Source organism: Neisseria sp. HMSC078C12 (assembly GCF_001838065.1).
Classification (GTDB): Bacteria; Pseudomonadota; Gammaproteobacteria; order Burkholderiales; family Neisseriaceae; genus Neisseria.
Genome location: NZ_KV835584.1, coordinates 33,899 through 54,139 on the forward strand (window position 1 = coordinate 33,899; position 20,241 = coordinate 54,139).

Sequence of the window (20,241 nt, forward strand, 5' to 3'; positions counted from 1 at the left end):
AAGAAATGTTTGTAATGTTGGAAGTATAGTATTTTTGCGGGGTGGCTGGTGTTAGTATTGGTAAAAGGACGCAATGCCGTCTGAAAAACAAGATAGAAACGGATATATCATTCTGGTGTAGAATGTGCCGGAATAATGATTTAATAAGAATGTGAATGAATAATGAAAACTTTAAAATTTACGAAGATGCACGGCTTGGGTAATGATTTTATGGTGGTCAATGCCATCGAGCAGGACTTTGATCCGTTGGCTGCGCCGCTTGCCCAATGGGCAGACCGCTATCGCGGCGTGGGGTTTGATCAGTTTTTGGTGGTGGAGAAGCCTTCTTCTGATGCGGTCGATTTTCGGTATCGTATTTTCAATGCGGATGGTCGGGAAGTAGAGCAGTGCGGCAATGGTGCGCGTTGTTTTGCGCGTTTTGTCGCGGATAAGGGTTTGACGGATAAAACGGAAATTTTGGTCGAAACGGCCAAAGGGATTATTGTGCCGAAGCTGCTGGATAACGGTTTGGTTACCGTCAATATGGGTAAACCGCGTTTCATGTCGTCTGAAATTCCGTTTGTGCCTGCGTATGGTGAAACGGAAGATGCGTTGACACATATTGTCTTGGTCGGTTTGGAATCTGTACCGGTAAGCTGCGTGAATATGGGTAATCCTCATGCGGTAATTTTGGTTGATGATGTTGAGGCTGCACCGGTGGAGCATTGGGGCAGTGCCATTGAATCGCACGAGCAGTTTCCTGAACGGGTCAATGTCGGTTTTATGCAGGTTGAAGATGAGTTGTCCGTCCGTCTGCGCGTGTTTGAGCGCGGGGTGGGGGAAACTCAGGCTTGCGGCACTGGAGCGTGTGCGGCCGTGGTGGCCGGCGTGCGCAATGGCCTGCTGAAAGCGGGTGCGCCTGTGCGTGTTACTCTGCCTGGGGGCGAACTGTTTATCAGTTGGGAAGAAGGCGGCGATGTGCAAATGACCGGCCCTGCTGAAACCGTTTTCGAAGGCGAGTTGCAGTATTCATGATGGTTTCTTTGGATTTTTGGTTTGCCATTGCGTATGCTGCGGTATCGTTGGCGTTTATTTTTCGTGCGCAGCGGTTTCAATGGCTTTGGGCTGCGGTTTTGTTGTGGCTGGGGATTTCGGCACTGGGCGCGCGCCTGTTGCCCGGAATGTGGGGCTTTACGCATACAGGCCCTTTGTTCATCCCTCATTTTTACCTGACCGCCGCCAGTGTTTTTTTCTTTATTGACGATTGCGGTAAAACGGAAGACGGAAAGTTTTGGTCGGCAGGTGAATATACCGGTTTAACCTTATTTGCCGTTTCCAATGTCGTCATGACTTTGGCTTTTGTTTTCTTGGCTGTCGCGGTTTATTTCATCTTGCCGCTGGCAGGCTCGGTTTTTGCATGGGCGGCCTTGCTGAAAATTTATGCTTTGAAACCCATTTATTGGTTTGCATTGCAGGGCGTCCTGATGCTGGTGTTTTATCTGCACAGAGTGGTTGTTTGCAAGCAGTCTGCCTCTCTTTTCAGTATGCGGCAGATGTGGGCAGGCTGGACGGTTGCCGTCGTGATGCAGGCTGTGGTTGCCGTTGCATTGATTTTTGAGCGCAGTGGATATTGACCGCGCTTGAACCAAAAGTTATAAAGAAAGAAATTTTCGATATTGGTTTTTCAGACGGCCTGAGTTTAATATGCAGGCTGTATTACATCTAAATCAGGAGCAGGAAATGAAAATTGCAAATAATATTACCGAGCTGATCGGCAACACACCTCTGGTGAAACTGAACCGCCTGACCGAAGGTTTAAAAGCGCAAATCGCCGTTAAACTTGAATTCTTTAATCCGGGCAGCAGCGTGAAAGACCGTATTGCCGAATCTATGATTGAAGCGGCCGAGCAAGCCGGTAAAATCAATAAAGATACCGTTATCGTCGAGGCAACCAGCGGCAATACCGGTATCGGTTTGGCCATGGTGTGCGCGGCCCGCGGTTATAAATTGGCCATCACTATGCCTGAAAGCATGAGTAAAGAACGCAAAATGTTGCTGCGTGCGTTTGGTGCAGAATTGATTTTGACCCCTGCTGCCGAAGGCATGGCAGGCGCTATCGCCAAAGCCCAATCTTTGGTGGACGAGCATCCGGGCACTTATTTCATGCCGCGCCAATTTGATAACGAGGCCAATCCTGAAGTTCACCGTAAAACCACTGCCGAAGAAATTTGGCGCGATACAGACGGTAAAGTGGATATTTTCGTGGCCGGTGTGGGTACGGGCGGTACGATTACCGGCGTGGGCGAAGTGTTGAAAAAATACAAACCCGAAGTTCAAATCGTGGCTGTCGAGCCTGAAGCCTCCCCGGTATTGAGTGGCGGCGAAAAAGGCCCACATCCGATTCAAGGTTTGGGTGCAGGCTTTATCCCCAGCGTTTTGAATACGACTGTTTATGACAGCATTTCCAAAGTACCTAACGAGGCAGCGTTTGAAACTGCGCGCGCTATGGCCGAAAAAGAAGGCATTTTGGTGGGTATTTCCTCAGGTGCGGCAGTATGGAGTGCATTGCAACTGGCCAAAAAACCTGAAAACGAAGGCAAGCTGATCGTTGTCTTGTTGCCATCATATGGCGAACGCTATCTTTCTACACCTCTGTTTGCCGATTTGGCATAAATATAGGATTGTGGTTAAAAGGCCGTTTTCAGACGGCCTTTTTTGCGTATGGGCTTGAGATATCGTATGAAATCTGTTGTAATTCAGTTAATGAGCTTTGAATACCGTTATTCAAAAGTTGGTTTCTTCAACGAATCATGCTTATAATGCGCATTATGAAAAAATACATTCTTCCTATCCTTGCTGTGGCGGTACTTGCCGGTTGTGAATCGATTTATGTTCCAACATTGAAAGAAGTGCCAGTTCGACCAACCAACGTCAAGAAACCTAAGGCTGATTCACAAGTTTCAGCTGCCGGTTATCATTTGGCTCCTTCGCATTGGGCAGATGTTTCCAAGATTCATGATGAAGCACGTCGCTTGAGTACCCAAGTGAGCCAAGGTAGTCTGACCAAAGTTCAGGCTGCCCAATATTTGAACCGCTTCCGTATCCAACAAGTGGGACGCAACTCTGTCGATGACAGTATGTATGAAGTTTATCTGCGTTCCGCCGTTGACAGCCAACGTGGTGAGATTACTACCGAGCAATCCAAACAGTATATCCAAGGTGCTTTGCGCGGTTGGCAACAACGTTGGAAAAACATGGATACCAAGCCAAGCAATCCTGCGTTTACCAACTTCTTGATGGAAGTTATGGGTATGCAACCTTTGAAATAAAAAATTCTCAATCGAGAAGGCCGTCTGAATATTCAGACGGCCTTCTTTTTGCATTTTATATCGGTATTGTTGAACTCTATCTAATCAAGAGCCAAACAGCTTGTCAGCCGCTTGACGGGCTTTTTCTTTGATGTCTTCGGTCAGGTAGTTTTTCATTTGGGAATAAACCAACGCAATGACGGCAATGTCATCACTGAAGCCGAAGGGAATCAGAAGGTCGGGAATGCTGTCGATAGGACTGAGGAAATAAACCAGTGCGCCGACAATAATCATTTTGGCGCGTTTGGGTGTATGTTCGGATTCCCAAAGATAATAAAGCGCATAAAGCTGGCGGACGACAGGTTTGCCCAAGCGACCGGCAAAGCGTCCGAGTTTTTTCATGAAGCCGGATGTGTCTAAATTTCGACGGCGAAAGGAGGGGATGTAGTCTTCCGGATCGGGGGTGTTTTGATGAGGGGAGTGTGCCATGATTGAGCTTCCTTTTAAGGTATGGAAACATGGTTGGTTTTGCGTTGTATTTTAGTCTATTTGGGGGCGGATGAAATGCTTATGAATGTATAACTATGTAATAGTGATACCAATGCTGCAATAGTAATAAGTTAAGAAAGGCATATGCCTTTGTAAAAATGGCATTTAAGAATGAGAATTTATCTTGCAGTTGATATGATTCTCAAGTCATGATGATGTTATCGTCAGTATTGCGGCGGGCAGGGTGGCTTAATTGCAGGAAAGTCACAAAAAGACCAATCATACAAAAAAAAATTTAGAAATGATTATTTGATTTTATTGGTATTTTGGTAAAAACCATTGGAGTACTCATAAATTACACTGTTCAAAATGAGATAAAACAGGTAAATTATGGTTTATGTAGCTTATTGTAGTCTTGAGCTATAGGTTTTGAGCTGATAATAAATCATAGAGGAACTGACCATGTCCGCCAAATCACGCCCGGTATTTTTGGAAATTCCCAATATCCGATTGCCCATACCGGGGATTGTATCTATTCTTCACCGTATCAGCGGCGTCGGCTTGTTTTTGATGCTGCCTGTTCTTTTATACCTCTTCTCAGGAACATTGGATCGCGAATCGTCGTTTGAAGCATATCGTTCCGTTATTTCTAATCCGTTTGTGAAGTTGATCCTCATCGGTCTGCTGTGGGCGTATCTGCACCATTTCTTTGCCGGCATCCGCTTTCTGTTTTTGGATGCGCATAAAGGCTTGGAGCTGAATACCGCGCGCAATACCGCTAAAGCCGTATTTGCTTCTGCATTGGTTTTGACTGTCGTTTTGGGAGCTTTATTATGGTAGATCGTAAATTGACAGGTGCGCATTACGGTTTGCGCGATTGGGCAATGCAGCGTGCAACTGCGGTCATCATGTTGGTGTACACCGTAGTTCTTTTGGTTGTTTTGTTCACGTTGCCTAAAGAATATTCGGCATGGCAGGCATTTTTTGATCAAACTTGGGTGAAAGTGTTTACCCAAGTGAGCTTTTTGGCCGTATTTTTGCATGCATGGGTAGGTATCCGTGATTTGTGGATGGACTACATTAAGCCTTTCGGCGTGCGTTTGTTTTTACAAGTTGCCACCATCGTTTGGTTGGTAGGTTGCTTGGTGTATTCAGTTAAAGTAATTTGGGGGTAAATATGAGTTTTCCTGTTCGTAAGTTTGATGCCGTGATTGTTGGCGGTGGTGGTGCAGGTTTACGCGCAGCCCTCCAATTGTCTAAATCTGGTTTGAATTGTGCTGTTTTGTCTAAAGTGTTCCCGACCCGTTCTCATACCGTGGCGGCTCAGGGCGGTATTTCTGCTTCATTGGGTAATGTACAGGAAGACCGTTGGGATTGGCATATGTACGATACCGTGAAAGGTTCCGACTGGCTGGGCGACCAAGATGCGATTGAGTTTATGTGTCGCGCCGCGCCTGAGGCAGTGATTGAATTGGAACATATGGGTATGCCTTTTGACCGCGTAGAAAGCGGCAAAATTTACCAACGCCCTTTCGGCGGCCATACTGCCGAACACGGTAAACGCGCGGTAGAACGTGCTTGCGCGGTTGCCGACCGTACCGGTCATGCGATGTTGCATACGTTGTACCAACAAAACGTCCGTGCCAATACACAATTCTTTGTGGAATGGACGGCGCAAGATTTGATTCGTGATGAAAACGGCGACGTTGTCGGTGTAACCGCCATGGAAATGGAAACCGGCGAAGTTTATATTTTCCACGCTAAAGCCGTGATGTTTGCTACCGGTGGTGGCGGCCGTATTTATGCTTCTTCTACCAATGCCTATATGAATACCGGTGATGGTTTGGGTATTTGTGCCCGTGCAGGTATTCCGTTGGAAGACATGGAATTCTGGCAATTCCACCCGACCGGTGTGGCCGGTGCAGGCGTGTTGATTACCGAAGGTGTGCGCGGTGAGGGCGGTATTTTGTTGAACGCCAACGGCGAACGCTTTATGGAACGTTATGCCCCAACCGTAAAAGACTTGGCTTCCCGTGACGTGGTTTCTCGCGCAATGGCAATGGAAATCTACGAAGGTCGCGGTTGCGGTAAAAACAAAGACCATGTATTGCTGAAAATCGACCATATCGGTGCAGAAAAAATTATGGAAAAACTGCCGGGCATCCGCGAGATTTCCATTCAGTTTGCCGGTATCGACCCGATTAAAGACCCGATTCCTGTCGTGCCGACTACCCACTACATGATGGGCGGTATTCCGACCAATTATCATGGCGAAGTTGTCGTTCCTCAAGGCGACGAATACGAAGTACCTGTAAAAGGCCTGTATGCCGCAGGTGAGTGCGCCTGTGCTTCCGTACACGGTGCGAACCGCTTGGGTACCAACTCCTTGTTGGACTTGGTGGTATTTGGTAAAGCTGCCGGCGACAGCATGATTAAATTCATCAAAGAGCAAAGCGGTTGGAAACCTCTGCCTGCTAATGCCGGCGAATTGACCCGTCAACGTATCGAGCGTTTGGACAATCAAACCGGCGGTGAAAACGTTGATGCCTTGCGTCGCGAGTTGCAACGTTCTGTTCAGCTGCACGCCGGCGTGTTCCGTACCGATGAGATTCTGAGCAAAGGCGTTCGAGAAATCATGGCGATTGCCGAGCGTGTGAAACGTACTGAAATCAAAGATAAGAGCAAAGTGTGGAATACCGCGCGTATCGAAGCCTTGGAATTGGATAATCTGATTGAAGTAGCGAAAGCGACTTTGGTGTCTGCCGAAGCACGTAAAGAATCGCGCGGCGCGCACGCTTCAGACGACCATCCTGAGCGCGATGACGAAAACTGGATGAAACATACCCTGTATCATTCAGATACCAATACTTTGTCTTACAAACCGGTACATACCAAGCCTTTGAGCGTGGAATACATCAAACCGGCCAAACGCGTTTATTGATGAGTTTTCAGACGGCCTTTATCTTGGAGGCCGTCTGAAACCTAACCATACCCACATTGAACTGCCTGAATCCATAATACAAAATCATTGGGCAGTTTATGAGAAAAGGAACACTTCTCATGGAAAAAATGAGTTTTGAAATTTACCGTTACAACCCGGACGTTGATGCTAAACCTTATATGCAACGTTACGAGTTGGAATTGGAACCAACCGACGTTAAACTTTTGGACGCTTTGGTGCGTCTGAAAGCACAAGACGATACATTGTCTTTCCGCCGTTCTTGCCGCGAAGGTATTTGCGGTTCTGACGGTATGAACATCAACGGCAAAAACGGCTTGGCATGTTTGACTGATTTGCGCAGCCTAAAACAGCCGGTCAAAATCCGTCCTCTGCCGGGTCTGCCTGTTATCCGCGACCTGATTGTGGACATGACCCAATTCTTCAAACAATATCATTCCATCAAACCTTATGTTGTCAACGACAATCCGATTGATGCGGACAAAGAGCGTTTGCAAACTCAGGAAGAGCGTAAAGAGTTGGACGGTTTGTACGAATGTATTTTGTGTGCCTGCTGCTCGACTGCATGCCCGTCATTCTGGTGGAATCCTGATAAATTCGTCGGTCCGTCCGGTTTGCTGAATGCTTACCGCTTCATTGCGGACAGCCGCGATACCATTACTAATGAGCGTTTGGATAATTTGAACGACCCATACCGTTTGTTCCGCTGCCACACCATTATGAACTGCGTAGACGTATGTCCTAAACACTTGAATCCGACCCGAGCTATCGGTAAGATTAAAGAGATTATGTTGAAACGAGCCGTTTAAGAAATGATGGTTTTTGACGATATTGCCAAACGGAAAATCCGTTTTCAAACCCGCCGGGGATTATTGGAATTAGATTTAATCTTCGGCAGGTTCATGGAAAAAGAATTCGAGCACCTGAGTGATCAGGAATTGTCCGAATTTTCCGAAATCCTTGAATTTCAAGACCAAGAATTGCTTGCCTTGATTAACGGACATTCGGCGACGGACAAGAAGCACCTGATTCCCATGCTTGAAAAAATCAGACAGGCATGATGTGTTATAGAGCTTGTTTGCGATACCGATCCGAACAAGCTCTTTCCATACGGAGGCCGTCTGAAAAAAGACCGTGCCGCTTAGACGGCAACGAAAGCCCCAACCTACAAAGGAGTTTAAGAATGTCTAAATCAGTCAAGCTCACCACCCCAAATCAAGAGGCTTTGGAGCTGCCAGTATTGGAAGCAAGTATCGGCCATGATGTGGTTGACATCCGTGCGTTGACAAAAAATACAGGTCTGTTTTCATTCGACCCAGGATTCGTATCCACTGCAAGCTGCGAATCCAAAATCACTTATATTGACGGCGATAAAGGCCTGTTGTATTACCGTGGTTATCCTATCGAGCAGCTGGCCGAAAAATCCGATTACTTGGAAGTTTGCTACCTGTTGATCTACGGCGAGCTGCCTACGCCCGAGCAGAAAAAAGAATTTGATGCCACAGTCAGCCACCATACTATGGTACATGAACAGTTGACTTGGTTCTTCCGCGGTTTCCGCCGTGATGCGCATCCGATGGCGATGATGGTGGGTGTGGTTGGCGCGCTGTCTGCGTTCTATCAAGATAGCTTGGATATTACCAATCCTGAACACCGCAAAATCGCGATTTACCGCTTAATCTCCAAAATTCCGACCATTGCGGCAATGTGTTACCGTTATTCCAACGGTTTGCCGTTCAATTATCCAAAAAATAACCTTTCCTATGCTGAAAACTTCTTGCACATGATGTTTGCCACACCATGTGAAGAATACAAACCTAATCCAGTATTGGCCCGCGCACTCGACCGCATCTTTATTTTGCATGCCGATCACGAGCAAAACGCCTCTACTTCGACCGTACGTTTGGCCGGCTCTTCTGGTGCGAACCCATTTGCCTGTATCGCTGCCGGTATCGCCTGTCTGTGGGGTGCTTCACACGGCGGTGCAAACGAAGCTGTGTTGAAGATGCTGGACGAAATCGGTGATGTGTCTAATGTTGCTGCATACATGGAAGGTGTGAAACAACGCAAATACCGCCTGATGGGCTTCGGTCACCGCGTATACCGCAATATGGACCCGCGCGCCAGCATCATGCGCGAAACCTGCTATGAAGTCTTGAAAGAGTTGGGCTTGGAAGACAGTCCGAAATTCAAGCTGGCGATGGAATTGGAACAAATTGCACTGAAAGACCCATTCTTTGTCGAACGCAAACTGTATCCAAACGTCGATTTCTACTCCGGCATCGTCTTGTCCGCGTTAGGTATTCCGACCGAAATGTTTACCGTTATCTTTGCGTTGTCCCGCAGTGTAGGCTGGATTTCACATTGGCATGAAATGATTAGCGATCCGACACTGAAAATCGGCCGCCCACGTCAACTGTATACCGGTGCGGAACGTCGTGACTATGTTCCGGTGGATAAGCGCTAACAGACAATATATTAATATATTGTTGAAAAGTCGTTTGAAAAAATCGAATTGTTGTTTTCAATGAGGTTGACCCGTAATTAATTAAGTTGATAACAGGTAATTTGATTTAAAATAGGGTAGAATAAAGTGTCATTTCAGACGGCCTGAATTCCGTTCGGAGAACACGGGATTCTACCCTTTGTTTATATTTTAAAGAAAAGAGCTCACGCCATGATGGACGAAAAACTCAATTTCTCTTATCTGTTTGGTTCTAATGCGCCATACATCGAGGAGTTGTATGAAAAGTTTCTGGAAAACCCAGAATCTGTCGATGAAAAATGGAAACAGTATTTTACAGATTTGAGTAAACAGCCGGGCGCAGTCGCTGTCGATGTTGCCCACACACCGATTCGTGAATCATTTGCCACTTTGGCTAAAAAGAAAATTGCATCTGCTGTTGCAGGTGGTGTGGATGAGGCAATGATGAAAAAGCAAGTCAGCGTTTTGCGACTGATTTCTGCCTATCGTATTCAAGGCGTGGGTGCGGCCCAACTTGATCCGCTCAAACGTATTCCCCCTCAAAACATCGAAGCACTCGACCCTAAATTCCATGGTCTGTCTGATGCCGACATGGCGCTTCAATTCAATATGGGCGAGGGCGACTTTTCCGGTCAAGGCAAATTGCCCCTTTCCCAAATCATCAGCAATCTGAAACAAACCTACTGCGGCCACATTGCATTGGAATATATCTATATTCCCAATACTGAAGAGCGTCGTTGGGTGCGCAATTATTTTGAAAGCGTATTGTCCACACCGCATTACAATGCCGATCAAAAACGCCGTATCTTGAAAGAAATGACTGCCGCCGAAACTTTGGAACGTTATCTGCATACCAAATATGTCGGTCAAAAACGTTTCGGTGTCGAAGGTGGTGAAAGTGCCATTGCCGGTTTGAACTATTTGATTCAAAACGCCGGTAAAGACGGCGTGGAAGAAGTCATCATCGGTATGGCACACCGTGGCCGTCTGAATGTTTTGGTTAACATCTTGGGCAAAAAACCGGCTGATCTGTTTGCTGAATTTGAAGGCCGTGCCGAAATCAAATTGCCTAGCGGCGACGTGAAATACCACATGGGCTTCAGCTCCGATATCGCCACTCCGCATGGCCCGATGCATGTTTCTTTGGCGTTCAACCCGTCACACTTGGAAATTGTTAACCCGGTAGTGGAAGGTTCTGCGCGCGCCAAACAAAAACGTTTGGGCGAAAACGGCCGCGATAAAGTTTTGCCGGTATTGATTCACGGTGACTCCGCATTTATCGGTTTGGGTGTTAACCAAGCGACATTCAACCTGTCTAAAACACGCGGTTATACCACCGGCGGTACTGTTCACATCGTGATCAACAACCAAATCGGCTTTACCACTTCCGATACCCGCGATACCCGTTCTACCGTACACTGTACCGATATCGCGAAAATGGTTTCCGCTCCGGTTATCCACGTGAACGGCGATGATCCTGAACGTGTTTGCTTTGCCATTCAAGCCGCTTTGGATTACCGCAAAAAATTCCATAAAGACATCGTAATCGACGTTGTCTGCTACCGTAAATGGGGCCACAACGAGGGCGATGATCCGACCCTGACCCAACCGATGATGTACAAAAAAGTATCGCAACACCCTGGTGCGCGTGCTTTGTACACCGAACAACTGATTGCCGAAGGCGTGGTCACCCAAGCTGAGGCTGACGGTTACATCCAAGCCTACCGTGATGCTTTGGACAAAGGCGAACATGTTGAACAAACAACGCTGAGCAACTTCCAACGTACACAAATCGACTGGAGCAAATACCAAGGCAAAGATTGGCGCGAAAAAATCGAAACCGGTTTGCCTGCCGCAGATATTGAGCGTCTTACCGAGAAATTTACTGCTGTACCGGAAGGCTTTGCCCTGCATCCGACTGCAAAACGTGTGATTGAAGCGCGTAAAGCAATGGCATCCGGCAAACAAGCCATCGACTGGGGTATGGCCGAAACCTTGGCATACGCAAGCCTGCTGACTAAAGGTCATGGCGTGCGTATCTCCGGTGAGGACTCCGGCCGCGGTACATTCTCACACCGTCATGCAGTATTGCACGACCAAAACCGTGAAAAATGGGACGACGGTACTTATGTTCCTCTGCGCAACATGGGCGAAGGCTTGGGCGAGTTCCTGGTTATCGACTCTATCTTGAACGAAGAAGCCGTGATGGCGTTCGAGTACGGCTTTGCCTGCTCCGCTCCTGACAAGCTGACCATTTGGGAAGCTCAATTCGGTGACTTCGCCAACGGCGCACAAGTAACTATCGACCAATTCCTGTCTTCAGGCGAAACCAAATGGGGTCGTTTGTGCGGCCTGACCACCATCCTGCCGCACGGCTACGACGGTCAAGGCCCCGAGCACTCTTCCGCACGCGTAGAACGTTGGTTGCAACTGTGTTCTGAGAACAATATGCAAGTCATCATGCCGTCTGAAGCGTCGCAAATGTTCCACCTCTTGCAACGCCAAGTCTTGGGTTCATACCGCAAACCGCTGGTGATTTTCATGTCCAAACGCCTGTTGCGCTTCAAAGGTGCAATGAGCCCGCTGGAAAACTTCACCGAAGGTTCGACTTTCCGTCCGGTTATCGGCGATACCGCCGAACGCGCAAGCAACGACAGCGTGAAACGCGTGGTATTGTGCGCCGGTCAGGTTTACTATGACTTGGAAGCAGGCCGTACCGAGCGTAAACTGGAAGATGATGTTGCGATTGTCCGCGTTGAGCAGCTGTATCCGTTCCCATACGAAGAGGTTAAAGCTGAACTGGCGAAATATCCGAACGCAAAATCTGTGGTTTGGGCACAAGAAGAGCCGAAAAACCAAGGTGCGTTCTACCAAATCCGCCACCGCATCGAAGGCGTTATCAGCGAAGAGCAAAAACTGTCTTATGCCGGTCGTCCAAGCAGCGCATCGCCTGCAGTGGGCTACTCAAGCAAACACATTGCTCAATTGAAACAATTGGTTGAAGACGCTTTGGCGTTGTAAGCCTAGCGGCATTCCGTTTGAAATTGTTCAGGCGGAATGCCCATATGCAGAATTAAAAACACACAACAGGCCGTCTGAAAGGGCCATTGGAGACACAAAATGATTATTGATGTAAAAGTACCTATGCTGTCTGAAAGCGTATCTGAAGGCACGCTCTTGGAATGGAAGAAAAAAGTTGGCGAAGCAGTTGCCCGTGACGAAATCCTGATCGATATCGAAACTGACAAAGTGGTTTTGGAAGTACCTTCTCCACAAGCCGGCGTATTGGTTGAAATCGTAGCGCAAGACGGTGAAACCGTTGTTGCTGACCAAGTTTTGGCCCGTATCGATACAGCTGCCACTGCCGCTGCTGAAGCACCTGCCGCCGCGCCTGCAGAAGCTGCCCCAGCTGCCGCTCCTGCTGCTGCACAAAACAACGCCGCTATGCCTGCTGCCGCTAAACTGGCTGCCGAGACCGGTGTTGACGTGAACGCATTGCAAGGTTCCGGTCGTGACGGTCGCGTATTGAAAGAAGACGTACAAAATGCCGCTGCCAAACCTGCCGCAGCCGCTGCTCCTGCCGTTGCGCTTCCTGCCGGCGCACGTCCTGAAGAACGCGTACCGATGAGCCGCCTGCGTGCCCGTGTTGCAGAACGCCTCTTGGCTTCTCAACAAGAAAACGCCATTCTGACTACATTCAACGAAGTCAATATGAAACCAATCATGGACTTGCGTGCGAAGTACAAAGAAAAATTCGAGAAAGAACACGGCGTGAAACTGGGCTTCATGTCCTTCTTCGTTAAAGCCGCGGTTGCCGCCCTGAAAAAATACCCGGTTGTGAATGCTTCTGTTGACGGCAAAGACATCGTGTACCACGGCTACTTCGACATCGGTATCGCGATTGGCAGCCCACGCGGTTTGGTTGTGCCTATCTTGCGCGATGCCGACCAAATGAGCATTGCCGACATCGAACAAGCAATTGTTGATTACGCGAAAAAAGCCAAAGACGGCAAAATCGCTATCGAAGATTTGACCGGCGGTACATTCAGTATTACCAACGGCGGTACTTTCGGTTCTATGATGTCCACCCCGATCATCAACCCGCCTCAATCTGCGATTTTGGGTATGCACGCCACTAAAGAGCGCGCTGTGGTTGAAAACGGCCAAGTTGTTGTCCGTCCAATGATGTATCTGGCTCTGTCTTACGACCACCGTATCATCGACGGCCGCGAAGCTGTATTGACTTTGGTAGCCATTAAAGACGCGTTGGAAGACCCAGCACGCCTGTTGTTGGATCTGTAATCGTTTCAGACGGCCTTTTATTTGTTAATGAAAAGGCCGTCTGAATTTTTATTTAGATGTAGCGTAATGTAGTATCGTGCTACAATAGGCTCAACGAACGATTGAGGCCGTCTGAAACATTTGATTCGAATGAATCGGCAGATATGGACTTTCAGACGGCCTTTTCTTAAAACCATCAAAACGCAGTCATTCAAAATAAAAAAGAAACAAAAAGTATCGTTTTTATTTTGAGATACTGCGAAAAGCAAAGGATGACATGATGTCTCAATATGATGTAGTAGTGATTGGTGCAGGCCCGGGCGGATACGTTGCCGCCATCCGTGCCGCGCAACTGGGTTTCAAAACCGCTTGCGTCGATGCAGGCGTCAACAAAGCAGGCGATGCCCCTGCCTTGGGCGGTACTTGCTTGAACGTAGGCTGTATCCCTTCCAAAGCCCTGTTGCAATCCAGCGAACATTTCCACGCAGCGCAACACGAGTTTGCCGAACACGGCATCACTGTCGGCGACGTGAAATTCGACGCGGCCAAAATGATTGAGCGCAAAGATGCCATCGTGACCAAACTGACCGGCGGCGTGAAATTCCTGTTCCAAAAAAACAAAGTAACCAGCCTGTTCGGTACAGCTTCCTTTGCCGGTAAAAATGGCGATGCTTACCAAATCGAAGTCGATAACAAAGGCGAGAAAACCGTTATCGAAGCCAAACACGTCATCGTAGCCACCGGTTCCGTACCGCGTCCGCTGCCACAAGTCGCCATCGACAACGTGAACGTATTGGACAACGAAGGCGCATTGAACCTGACCGAAGTGCCTGCCAAACTCGGCGTGATCGGTTCCGGCGTGATTGGTTTGGAAATGGGTTCCGTATGGAACCGCGTGGGTGCAGAAGTTACCATTCTTGAAGCCGCGCCGACCTTCCTGGCTGCCGCCGACCAACAAATCGCCAAAGAAGCCTTCAAATACTTTACCAAAGAGCAAGGTTTGAACATCGAATTGGGCGTGAAAATCGGCGACATCAAATCTGAAGGCAAGGGCGTTTCCGTTGCTTACGAAACTGCTGCCGGCGAAGCCAAAACCGAAGTATTCGACAAACTGATCGTTGCCATCGGCCGTATTCCAAACACCAAAGGCCTGAATGCCGAAGCCGTAGGCTTGGAAAAAGACGAGCGCGGCTTTATCAAAGTGGACGGCGAATGCCGTACCAACCTGCCTAATGTATGGGCAATCGGCGACGTGGTTCGCGGCCCGATGTTGGCACACAAAGCCAGCGACGAAGGCGTTGCCGTTGCAGAGCGCATTGCCGGTCAAAAACCGCATATCGACTTCAACAACGTACCGTTCGTGATTTACACCGACCCTGAAATCGCTTGGGTGGGTAAAACCGAAGAACAACTCAAAGCCGAAGGCGTGGAGTACAAAAAAGGTACTTCGGGTTTTGGTGCGAACGGTCGCGCATTGGCCATGGGCAAAGCCAAAGGCACGGTTAAAGTGTTGGCAGATGCCAAAACCGACCGTATCTTGGGCATACACATGATTGGCCCGGTTGTCAGCGAATTGGTTACCGAAGGCGTGACTGCGCTTGAATTCTTCGCCAGCAGCGAAGACATCGCCCGCATTATCCATGCCCACCCAACCTTGTCCGAAGTGGTTCACGAAGCTGCCTTGGCGGCCGACAAACGCGCTTTGCACGGTTGATAGACATTAAGGCCGTCTGAAATTTTTCAGACGGCCTTAAGGCCTTCGACAAATTGAATGTTTCGATAGCTTCGTTTTCTGATTTATAATTCCGTCAGACAAACACACAGCATTTACATTCATTATGAACAAAGAAATAGTCGGTATTTTCTTTATACCGGCGGGCATCATCAGCATGTGTATGGCCGCATTGTGGCAGATGTATGTGATGATGACCGAAACTTATACGCTCAACCGTTTCAAAGATAAAGAATTGGTTTGGCGCGTGGCATTGTTGTTTATCAGTTTCAGCCTTGCCGTTTATCTGCTCTGTCCGAATTCGCGTAAAAAAGGCATTGTCTTTTTTATTCTCGGGGGAGGCGGCGCAGCCATGTATCTGCTGGCGCGGATGTGGTTGCCCTTCAGTAAATAGTAGGGCCGTCTGAAAATATGGGATTGGCCGCAGGGCGATTCCTAAAACCCACTCACCTTAAGGAGAAATCCATGAATTTACACGAGTATCAGGCTAAAGAACTGCTGGCTAGCTACGGTTTGCCCGTACAAGGCGGTATTTTGGCACACAACGGCGAAGAAGCCGCTGCAGCTTACGACAAATTGGGCGGCAAATTCGCTGTTGTCAAAGCACAAGTACACGCCGGCGGCCGCGGTAAAGCGGGCGGCGTAAAAGTCGTTAAAAGCCGCGAAGAAGCTAAAGAAGTGGCTGAAAGCCTGATTGGCACCAACTTGGTAACTTACCAAACCGATGCCAACGGCCAACCTGTCAACAGCGTTTTGGTTTGCGAAGACATGTATCCGGTTCAAACCGAGCTGTACTTGGGCGCAGTGGTTGACCGTTCTACCCGCCGCGTTACATTCATGGCTTCTACCGAAGGCGGCGTGGAAATCGAAAAAGTTGCTGCCGAAACTCCAGAAAAAATCTTCAAAGTAACCGTTGATCCGCTGGTCGGCCTGCAACCTTGCCAAGCTCGCGAAGTTGCGTTCCAACTGGGCTTGAAAGACAAACAAATCAACGAGTTTGTTAAACTGATGACCGGCGCGTACAAAGCGTTTGTCGAAAACGACTTCGCACTGTTTGAAGTAAACCCATTGGCAGTTCGCGAAAACGGCGCACTGGCTTGCGTGGACGGCAAAATCGGCATCGACAGCAACGCGCTCTACCGCCTGCCGAAAATTGCCGCTTTGCGCGACAAATCTCAAGAAAACGAACGTGAGCTGAAAGCTTCCGAATTCGACCTGAACTATGTTGCTTTGGAAGGCAACATCGGCTGTATGGTGAACGGTGCCGGTTTGGCGATGGCCACTATGGACATCATCAAACTGAAAGGCGGCCAACCTGCCAACTTCTTGGACGTTGGCGGCGGCGCAACCAAAGACCGCGTGGTTGAAGCGTTCAAACTGATTCTGGAAGACAAATCCGTTAAAGGCGTATTGATCAACATCTTCGGCGGTATCGTACGTTGCGACATGATTGCGGAAGCCATCGTGGCAGCCGTTAAAGAAATCAACGTCAACGTTCCTGTCGTTGTTCGTTTGGAAGGTAACAACGCCGAACTCGGCGCGAAAATCCTGAACGAATCAGGTCTGAAACTGACTTCTGCAGACGGCCTGAATGACGCAGCCGAAAAAATTGTTGCAGCCGTAAACGCCTAAGGAGAAAAGAATGAGCGTATTGATTAATAAAGACACCAAAGTATTGGTTCAAGGTTTCACCGGTAAAAACGGTACTTTCCACTCCGAACAAGCTCTGGCTTACGGCACTAAAGTTGTCGGCGGCGTTACCCCGGGTAAAGGCGGTCAAACCCACCTGAACCTGCCCGTGTTCAACACCATGAAAGAAGCCGTTAAAGAAACCGGCGCAGACGCATCTGTAATTTACGTTCCAGCTCCGTTTGTTTTGGATTCTATCGTTGAAGCCGTTGATTCCGGCGTAGGCTTGGTCGTTGTGATTACCGAGGGCGTTCCGACTCTGGACATGCTCAAAGCCAAACGCTACTTGGAAACCAACGGCAACGGTACCCGCCTGGTCGGCCCTAACTGCCCGGGCGTGATTACTCCGGGTGAGTGCAAAATCGGTATTATGCCGGGCCACATCCACCAACCTGGCCGTATCGGTATTATTTCCCGTTCCGGTACATTGACTTACGAAGCCGTGGCACAAACCACCAAACTGGGCTTGGGTCAATCAACCTGTATCGGTATCGGCGGCGACCCGATTCCTGGTATGAACCAAATCGACGCACTGAAACTCTTCCAAGAAGACCCAGATACTGACGCCATCATCATGATCGGTGAAATCGGCGGTACTGCGGAAGAAGAAGCAGCCGAATACATCCAATCCAACGTCACCAAACCTGTTGTCGGCTACATCGCCGGTGTGACCGCTCCTAAAGGCAAACGCATGGGCCACGCCGGTGCGATTATCTCCGGTGGTAAAGGTACTGCCGAAGAAAAATTTGCCGCTTTCGAAAAAGCCGGCATCGCTTACACCCGCAGCCCTGCCGAATTGGGCAGCACCATGCTGGAAGTGTTGAAAGCAAAAGGTTTGGCATAAGACTTAAGTCTTTAAGCTGAATTGAAGAGGCCGTCTGAAGTTTTCAGACGGCCTTTTTTAATTTCATTTGGTTGTTTTTACATATTTGATACTTAATTTGATTGGAATTAATGCGATAGTCGGAGAGAAATGTTTATAATTGACTAACAGATAAACAGTCTGTAACCATATCAACCTATCTCAAGGAGAAAAACATGAAAAAACACGATTTTGAAGCACGTCGCGAGGCTTTGCTGAAAGACATCCGAGAAGTGATGGATGATGTGGAAGAGTTGTACCGCGACGGTGTGGAAGCCGGTTCGGAAGAGAGCGGCAAAGCCCGGGCCAAATTGGAAGAGAAATTGGCCGCAGCCAAAGAACGTTTGAGCCGTTTTGAAGAAGAGGCCGGCGAACGTTTGCGCCATCATGCCGAGCGTGCGCGTGAAAAATACGAGCAGTTTGAAGAAGCGGCCCAGGAGCGTTTTAAAGAAGGCAAAGAGCGCTTTGCCGAATTTGAAGCCGATGCGGGCGAGCGTTTGAAACGCGGTGCCAAACACGCTGATGAAGTGGTGCATGAAAAACCATATTATGCGATGGGTTTTGCCGCATTGGCCGGTTTGGTTATCGGTGTGTTGTTGAACCGCCGTTAATGTGAATATGTTAAGGCCGTCTGAACAGGCGTGCACATGAAATCATGGATTTCATTGCGCCGTGCAGACGGCCTTAGCCTTATTTTTCCTGAGAAAAAGGATACTTAAGATGGGAATTCGCCAGCGTTTTGAACATGGCAAGGCTTTGTTGAATCAGGGTGCGGATTTGCTGCTGCTGCGTTTGCAGGTATTGAGCTTGGATTTGACGCGTCAGGCGGAGAATGTGTTCCGTTTGGCGGTTTGGCTGGTGTTGTCCGGCGCGCTGTTGATGGTGGGCTTGGTCGGTTTGCTGTTCGGCTTGAACCGCTTGTTGTCGGATGTGGCGGCGTTATGGGTGTTTTTCGGCATTTTCTTCGTGAGCCTGCTGATTATTGCCGTATTGTTCCGCAAAGTATCGGCAGATTATCGGGAGCAGGGCAGTCGTGTGGCTGAAACCTTGCAGGATATTCGATCGGACATTGCGTATTTGCGCGGTGAGATAGACAAGGGGGCGGACGATGAAGCAACAGGAGTATGAAGAAGCGCGCGAGCTGCTGCTTTTGGAAGCCAAGCTGGTGCGGTTGCGGATTGAAGCGGAAAATTTGAAACTGCGTAAAGTGGAAGAACGGGAGGCGCGGCAGTCCGATCGTTTGATGATGTTGGCCGATGTGGCGTTTCAGTTGAGCCAAACGCGTTTGCTGTCTAAACGCGCTTTGTTGTCTACATCACGCCGTCGGCATTGGATTTGGCTGGTATTGGCGGTCATGTTGGGCTTGTCGAGATAATCGAGGGCAGTGGTTTGGTCGAAATGATATTTGCAGCGTATTGTTGGCTCGTGTGAGCCGCTTGTTGAGGACGTTGCGTCATTGTGTTGCCGAAACTGAAGCTTTATCTAATTTGAGTATTTTTTACAAAAGACACCGGCCGTCTGAACATTTCAGACGGCCTCAATGTTTGGAGTTTCAGATATAATGGCGGCAATTTTGAAATTATTAAACGAAGGATAAGTGATGAACCGTTTGTATCCCCACCCGATTATCGCCCGCGAGGGCTGGTCGATTATCGGCGGCGGTTTGGCTTTGAGCCTGCTGGTGTCGATGTGCTGCGGCTGGTGGTCTTTGCCGTTTTGGGTGTTTACTGTATTTGCCCTGCAGTTTTTCCGCGATCCTGCGCGTGAGATTCCGCAAAATCCTGAAGCGGTGTTGAGCCCGGTTGACGGCCGTATCGTGGTGGTCGAGCGCGCACGCGATCCGTATCGTGATGTCGATGCTTTGAAAATCAGTATTTTTATGAACGTGTTCAACGTGCATTCGCAAAAATCGCCTGCCGATTGTACGGTAACGAAAGTAGTTTATAACAAAGGCAAATTCGTGAATGCGGATTTGGATAAGGCCAGCACGGAAAACGAACGTAACGCGGTGTTGGCGACTACGGATTCAGGTCGTGAAATTACTTTTGTTCAAGTGGCCGGTTTGGTGGCGCGCCGTATTTTGTGCTACACCCAAGCCGGTGCGAAACTGTCCCGCGGTGAACGCTATGGCTTTATCCGCTTTGGTTCGCGCGTGGATATGTATCTGCCTGTCGATGCGCAGGCGCAAGTGGCGATTGGCGATAAAGTCACCGGCGTCAGCACTGTATTGGCACGTTTGCCGCTGACTGCGCCGCAAACTGAATCTGAGCCTAAAGCCGCAGCTTCTCAAGCTGCCCTGGCTGAAACAGTGGCAAACCCATCTACCGAACAGCAGCAAATCGAAGCAGCGGCGGCTAAAATTCAAGCGGCTGCGCAAGATGTGTTGAAAGATTAATAGTCAGTTTTAAAATTGGTTTAAAGTAAGAAAAAGGTTTTCAGACGGCCGTCTGAAAACCT

The 20,241-nt window shown here is 48.7% G+C and carries 21 protein-coding genes; 20 read left to right on the top strand and 1 reads right to left on the bottom strand.

Annotation, left to right across the window (positions count from 1 at the left end):
* Window positions 1–162 precede the first annotated feature (162 nt).
* The 4 genes from dapF to HMPREF2596_RS01800 all read left to right on the top strand — a co-directional run bounded on the left by dapF (window position 163) and on the right by HMPREF2596_RS01800 (window position 3,308).
* Window positions 163–1,014, top strand: coding sequence for a diaminopimelate epimerase (gene dapF, locus HMPREF2596_RS01785; protein WP_070645441.1), 852 nt, complete (start codon window positions 163–165; stop codon window positions 1,012–1,014).
* Window positions 1,011–1,613 (top strand): hypothetical protein, encoded by a 603-nt coding sequence (locus HMPREF2596_RS01790; RefSeq protein ID WP_070645442.1) that lies wholly within the window; start codon window positions 1,011–1,013, stop codon window positions 1,611–1,613. The genes dapF and HMPREF2596_RS01790 overlap by 4 nt, the downstream gene beginning before the upstream one ends.
* Before the next feature lie 106 nt (window positions 1,614–1,719).
* On the top strand, window positions 1,720–2,652 hold the full coding sequence (cysK, locus tag HMPREF2596_RS01795) for a cysteine synthase A (RefSeq protein WP_094192812.1): 933 nt from the start codon (window positions 1,720–1,722) through the stop codon (window positions 2,650–2,652).
* 146 nt (window positions 2,653–2,798) lie between these two features.
* The gene (locus HMPREF2596_RS01800) at window positions 2,799–3,308 is read left to right on the top strand and encodes a membrane lipoprotein lipid attachment site-containing protein (protein WP_070849210.1); all 510 of its coding nucleotides are present in this window, start codon (window positions 2,799–2,801) and stop codon (window positions 3,306–3,308) included.
* Window positions 3,309–3,392: 84 nt separating this feature from the next.
* Here the strand turns inward: HMPREF2596_RS01800 and HMPREF2596_RS01805 are convergent, their stop codons facing one another.
* Entirely contained in the window at window positions 3,393–3,776 is a 384-nt protein-coding gene (locus HMPREF2596_RS01805; protein WP_049349066.1) for a YkvA family protein, read from the bottom strand.
* 462 nt (window positions 3,777–4,238) lie between these two features.
* Here HMPREF2596_RS01805 and sdhC point away from each other — a divergent pair, with 462 nt between their 5' ends.
* The 16 genes from sdhC to HMPREF2596_RS01885 all read left to right on the top strand — a co-directional run bounded on the left by sdhC (window position 4,239) and on the right by HMPREF2596_RS01885 (window position 20,179).
* On the top strand, window positions 4,239–4,616 hold the full coding sequence (gene sdhC / locus HMPREF2596_RS01810; protein ID WP_049349064.1) for a succinate dehydrogenase, cytochrome b556 subunit: 378 nt from the start codon (window positions 4,239–4,241) through the stop codon (window positions 4,614–4,616).
* Window positions 4,610–4,951 (top strand): succinate dehydrogenase, hydrophobic membrane anchor protein, encoded by a 342-nt coding sequence (gene sdhD / locus HMPREF2596_RS01815; RefSeq protein ID WP_003745591.1) that lies wholly within the window; start codon window positions 4,610–4,612, stop codon window positions 4,949–4,951. The genes sdhC and sdhD overlap by 7 nt, the downstream gene beginning before the upstream one ends.
* A gap of 2 nt (window positions 4,952–4,953) precedes the next feature.
* Window positions 4,954–6,717 carry a succinate dehydrogenase flavoprotein subunit gene (gene sdhA, locus HMPREF2596_RS01820; protein WP_003745594.1) on the top strand — a complete coding sequence of 588 codons (1,764 nt, stop codon included), beginning with the start codon at window positions 4,954–4,956 and terminating at the stop codon, window positions 6,715–6,717.
* Between the two features lie 119 nt (window positions 6,718–6,836).
* Complete coding sequence (locus tag HMPREF2596_RS01825; RefSeq protein WP_003678833.1) at window positions 6,837–7,544, top strand: succinate dehydrogenase iron-sulfur subunit; 708 nt, start codon at window positions 6,837–6,839, stop codon at window positions 7,542–7,544.
* A 3-nt stretch (window positions 7,545–7,547) separates the two neighbouring features.
* Window positions 7,548–7,796, top strand: a complete 249-nt coding sequence (locus tag HMPREF2596_RS01830; RefSeq protein WP_003678830.1) for an FAD assembly factor SdhE — start codon at window positions 7,548–7,550, stop codon at window positions 7,794–7,796.
* Between the two features lie 122 nt (window positions 7,797–7,918).
* Window positions 7,919–9,202 (top strand): citrate synthase, encoded by a 1,284-nt coding sequence (gltA, locus tag HMPREF2596_RS01835; protein ID WP_049360134.1) that lies wholly within the window; start codon window positions 7,919–7,921, stop codon window positions 9,200–9,202.
* Window positions 9,203–9,412: 210 nt separating this feature from the next.
* On the top strand, window positions 9,413–12,241 hold the full coding sequence (locus tag HMPREF2596_RS01840; RefSeq protein ID WP_070849214.1) for a 2-oxoglutarate dehydrogenase E1 component: 2,829 nt from the start codon (window positions 9,413–9,415) through the stop codon (window positions 12,239–12,241).
* A 99-nt stretch (window positions 12,242–12,340) separates the two neighbouring features.
* Window positions 12,341–13,522, top strand: a complete 1,182-nt coding sequence (gene odhB, locus HMPREF2596_RS01845; protein WP_002217383.1) for a 2-oxoglutarate dehydrogenase complex dihydrolipoyllysine-residue succinyltransferase — start codon at window positions 12,341–12,343, stop codon at window positions 13,520–13,522.
* 259 nt (window positions 13,523–13,781) lie between these two features.
* Entirely contained in the window at window positions 13,782–15,215 is a 1,434-nt protein-coding gene (gene lpdA, locus HMPREF2596_RS01850) for a dihydrolipoyl dehydrogenase (RefSeq protein WP_070849216.1), read from the top strand.
* 124 nt (window positions 15,216–15,339) lie between these two features.
* A complete protein-coding gene (locus tag HMPREF2596_RS01855) occupies window positions 15,340–15,627 on the top strand; it encodes a hypothetical protein (protein ID WP_002225316.1) in 288 nt (95 codons plus the stop codon).
* 17 nt (window positions 15,628–15,644) lie between these two features.
* Window positions 15,645–16,865 (top strand): ADP-forming succinate--CoA ligase subunit beta, encoded by a 1,221-nt coding sequence (gene sucC, locus HMPREF2596_RS01860; protein WP_349267283.1) that lies wholly within the window; start codon window positions 15,645–15,647, stop codon window positions 16,863–16,865.
* Window positions 16,866–16,875: 10 nt separating this feature from the next.
* On the top strand, window positions 16,876–17,766 hold the full coding sequence (gene sucD, locus HMPREF2596_RS01865) for a succinate--CoA ligase subunit alpha (RefSeq protein WP_003755541.1): 891 nt from the start codon (window positions 16,876–16,878) through the stop codon (window positions 17,764–17,766).
* A 194-nt stretch (window positions 17,767–17,960) separates the two neighbouring features.
* Window positions 17,961–18,395 carry an ElaB/YgaM/YqjD family protein gene (locus HMPREF2596_RS01870; RefSeq protein WP_070849219.1) on the top strand — a complete coding sequence of 145 codons (435 nt, stop codon included), beginning with the start codon at window positions 17,961–17,963 and terminating at the stop codon, window positions 18,393–18,395.
* Between the two features lie 109 nt (window positions 18,396–18,504).
* The gene (locus HMPREF2596_RS01875; protein ID WP_070849222.1) at window positions 18,505–18,912 is read left to right on the top strand and encodes a phage holin family protein; all 408 of its coding nucleotides are present in this window, start codon (window positions 18,505–18,507) and stop codon (window positions 18,910–18,912) included.
* Complete coding sequence (locus HMPREF2596_RS01880) at window positions 18,893–19,159, top strand: hypothetical protein (RefSeq protein WP_070849225.1); 267 nt, start codon at window positions 18,893–18,895, stop codon at window positions 19,157–19,159. The genes HMPREF2596_RS01875 and HMPREF2596_RS01880 overlap by 20 nt, the downstream gene beginning before the upstream one ends.
* Before the next feature lie 225 nt (window positions 19,160–19,384).
* Window positions 19,385–20,179 carry a phosphatidylserine decarboxylase gene (locus HMPREF2596_RS01885; RefSeq protein WP_070849228.1) on the top strand — a complete coding sequence of 265 codons (795 nt, stop codon included), beginning with the start codon at window positions 19,385–19,387 and terminating at the stop codon, window positions 20,177–20,179.
* The last annotated feature ends 62 nt before the right edge of the window (window positions 20,180–20,241 follow it).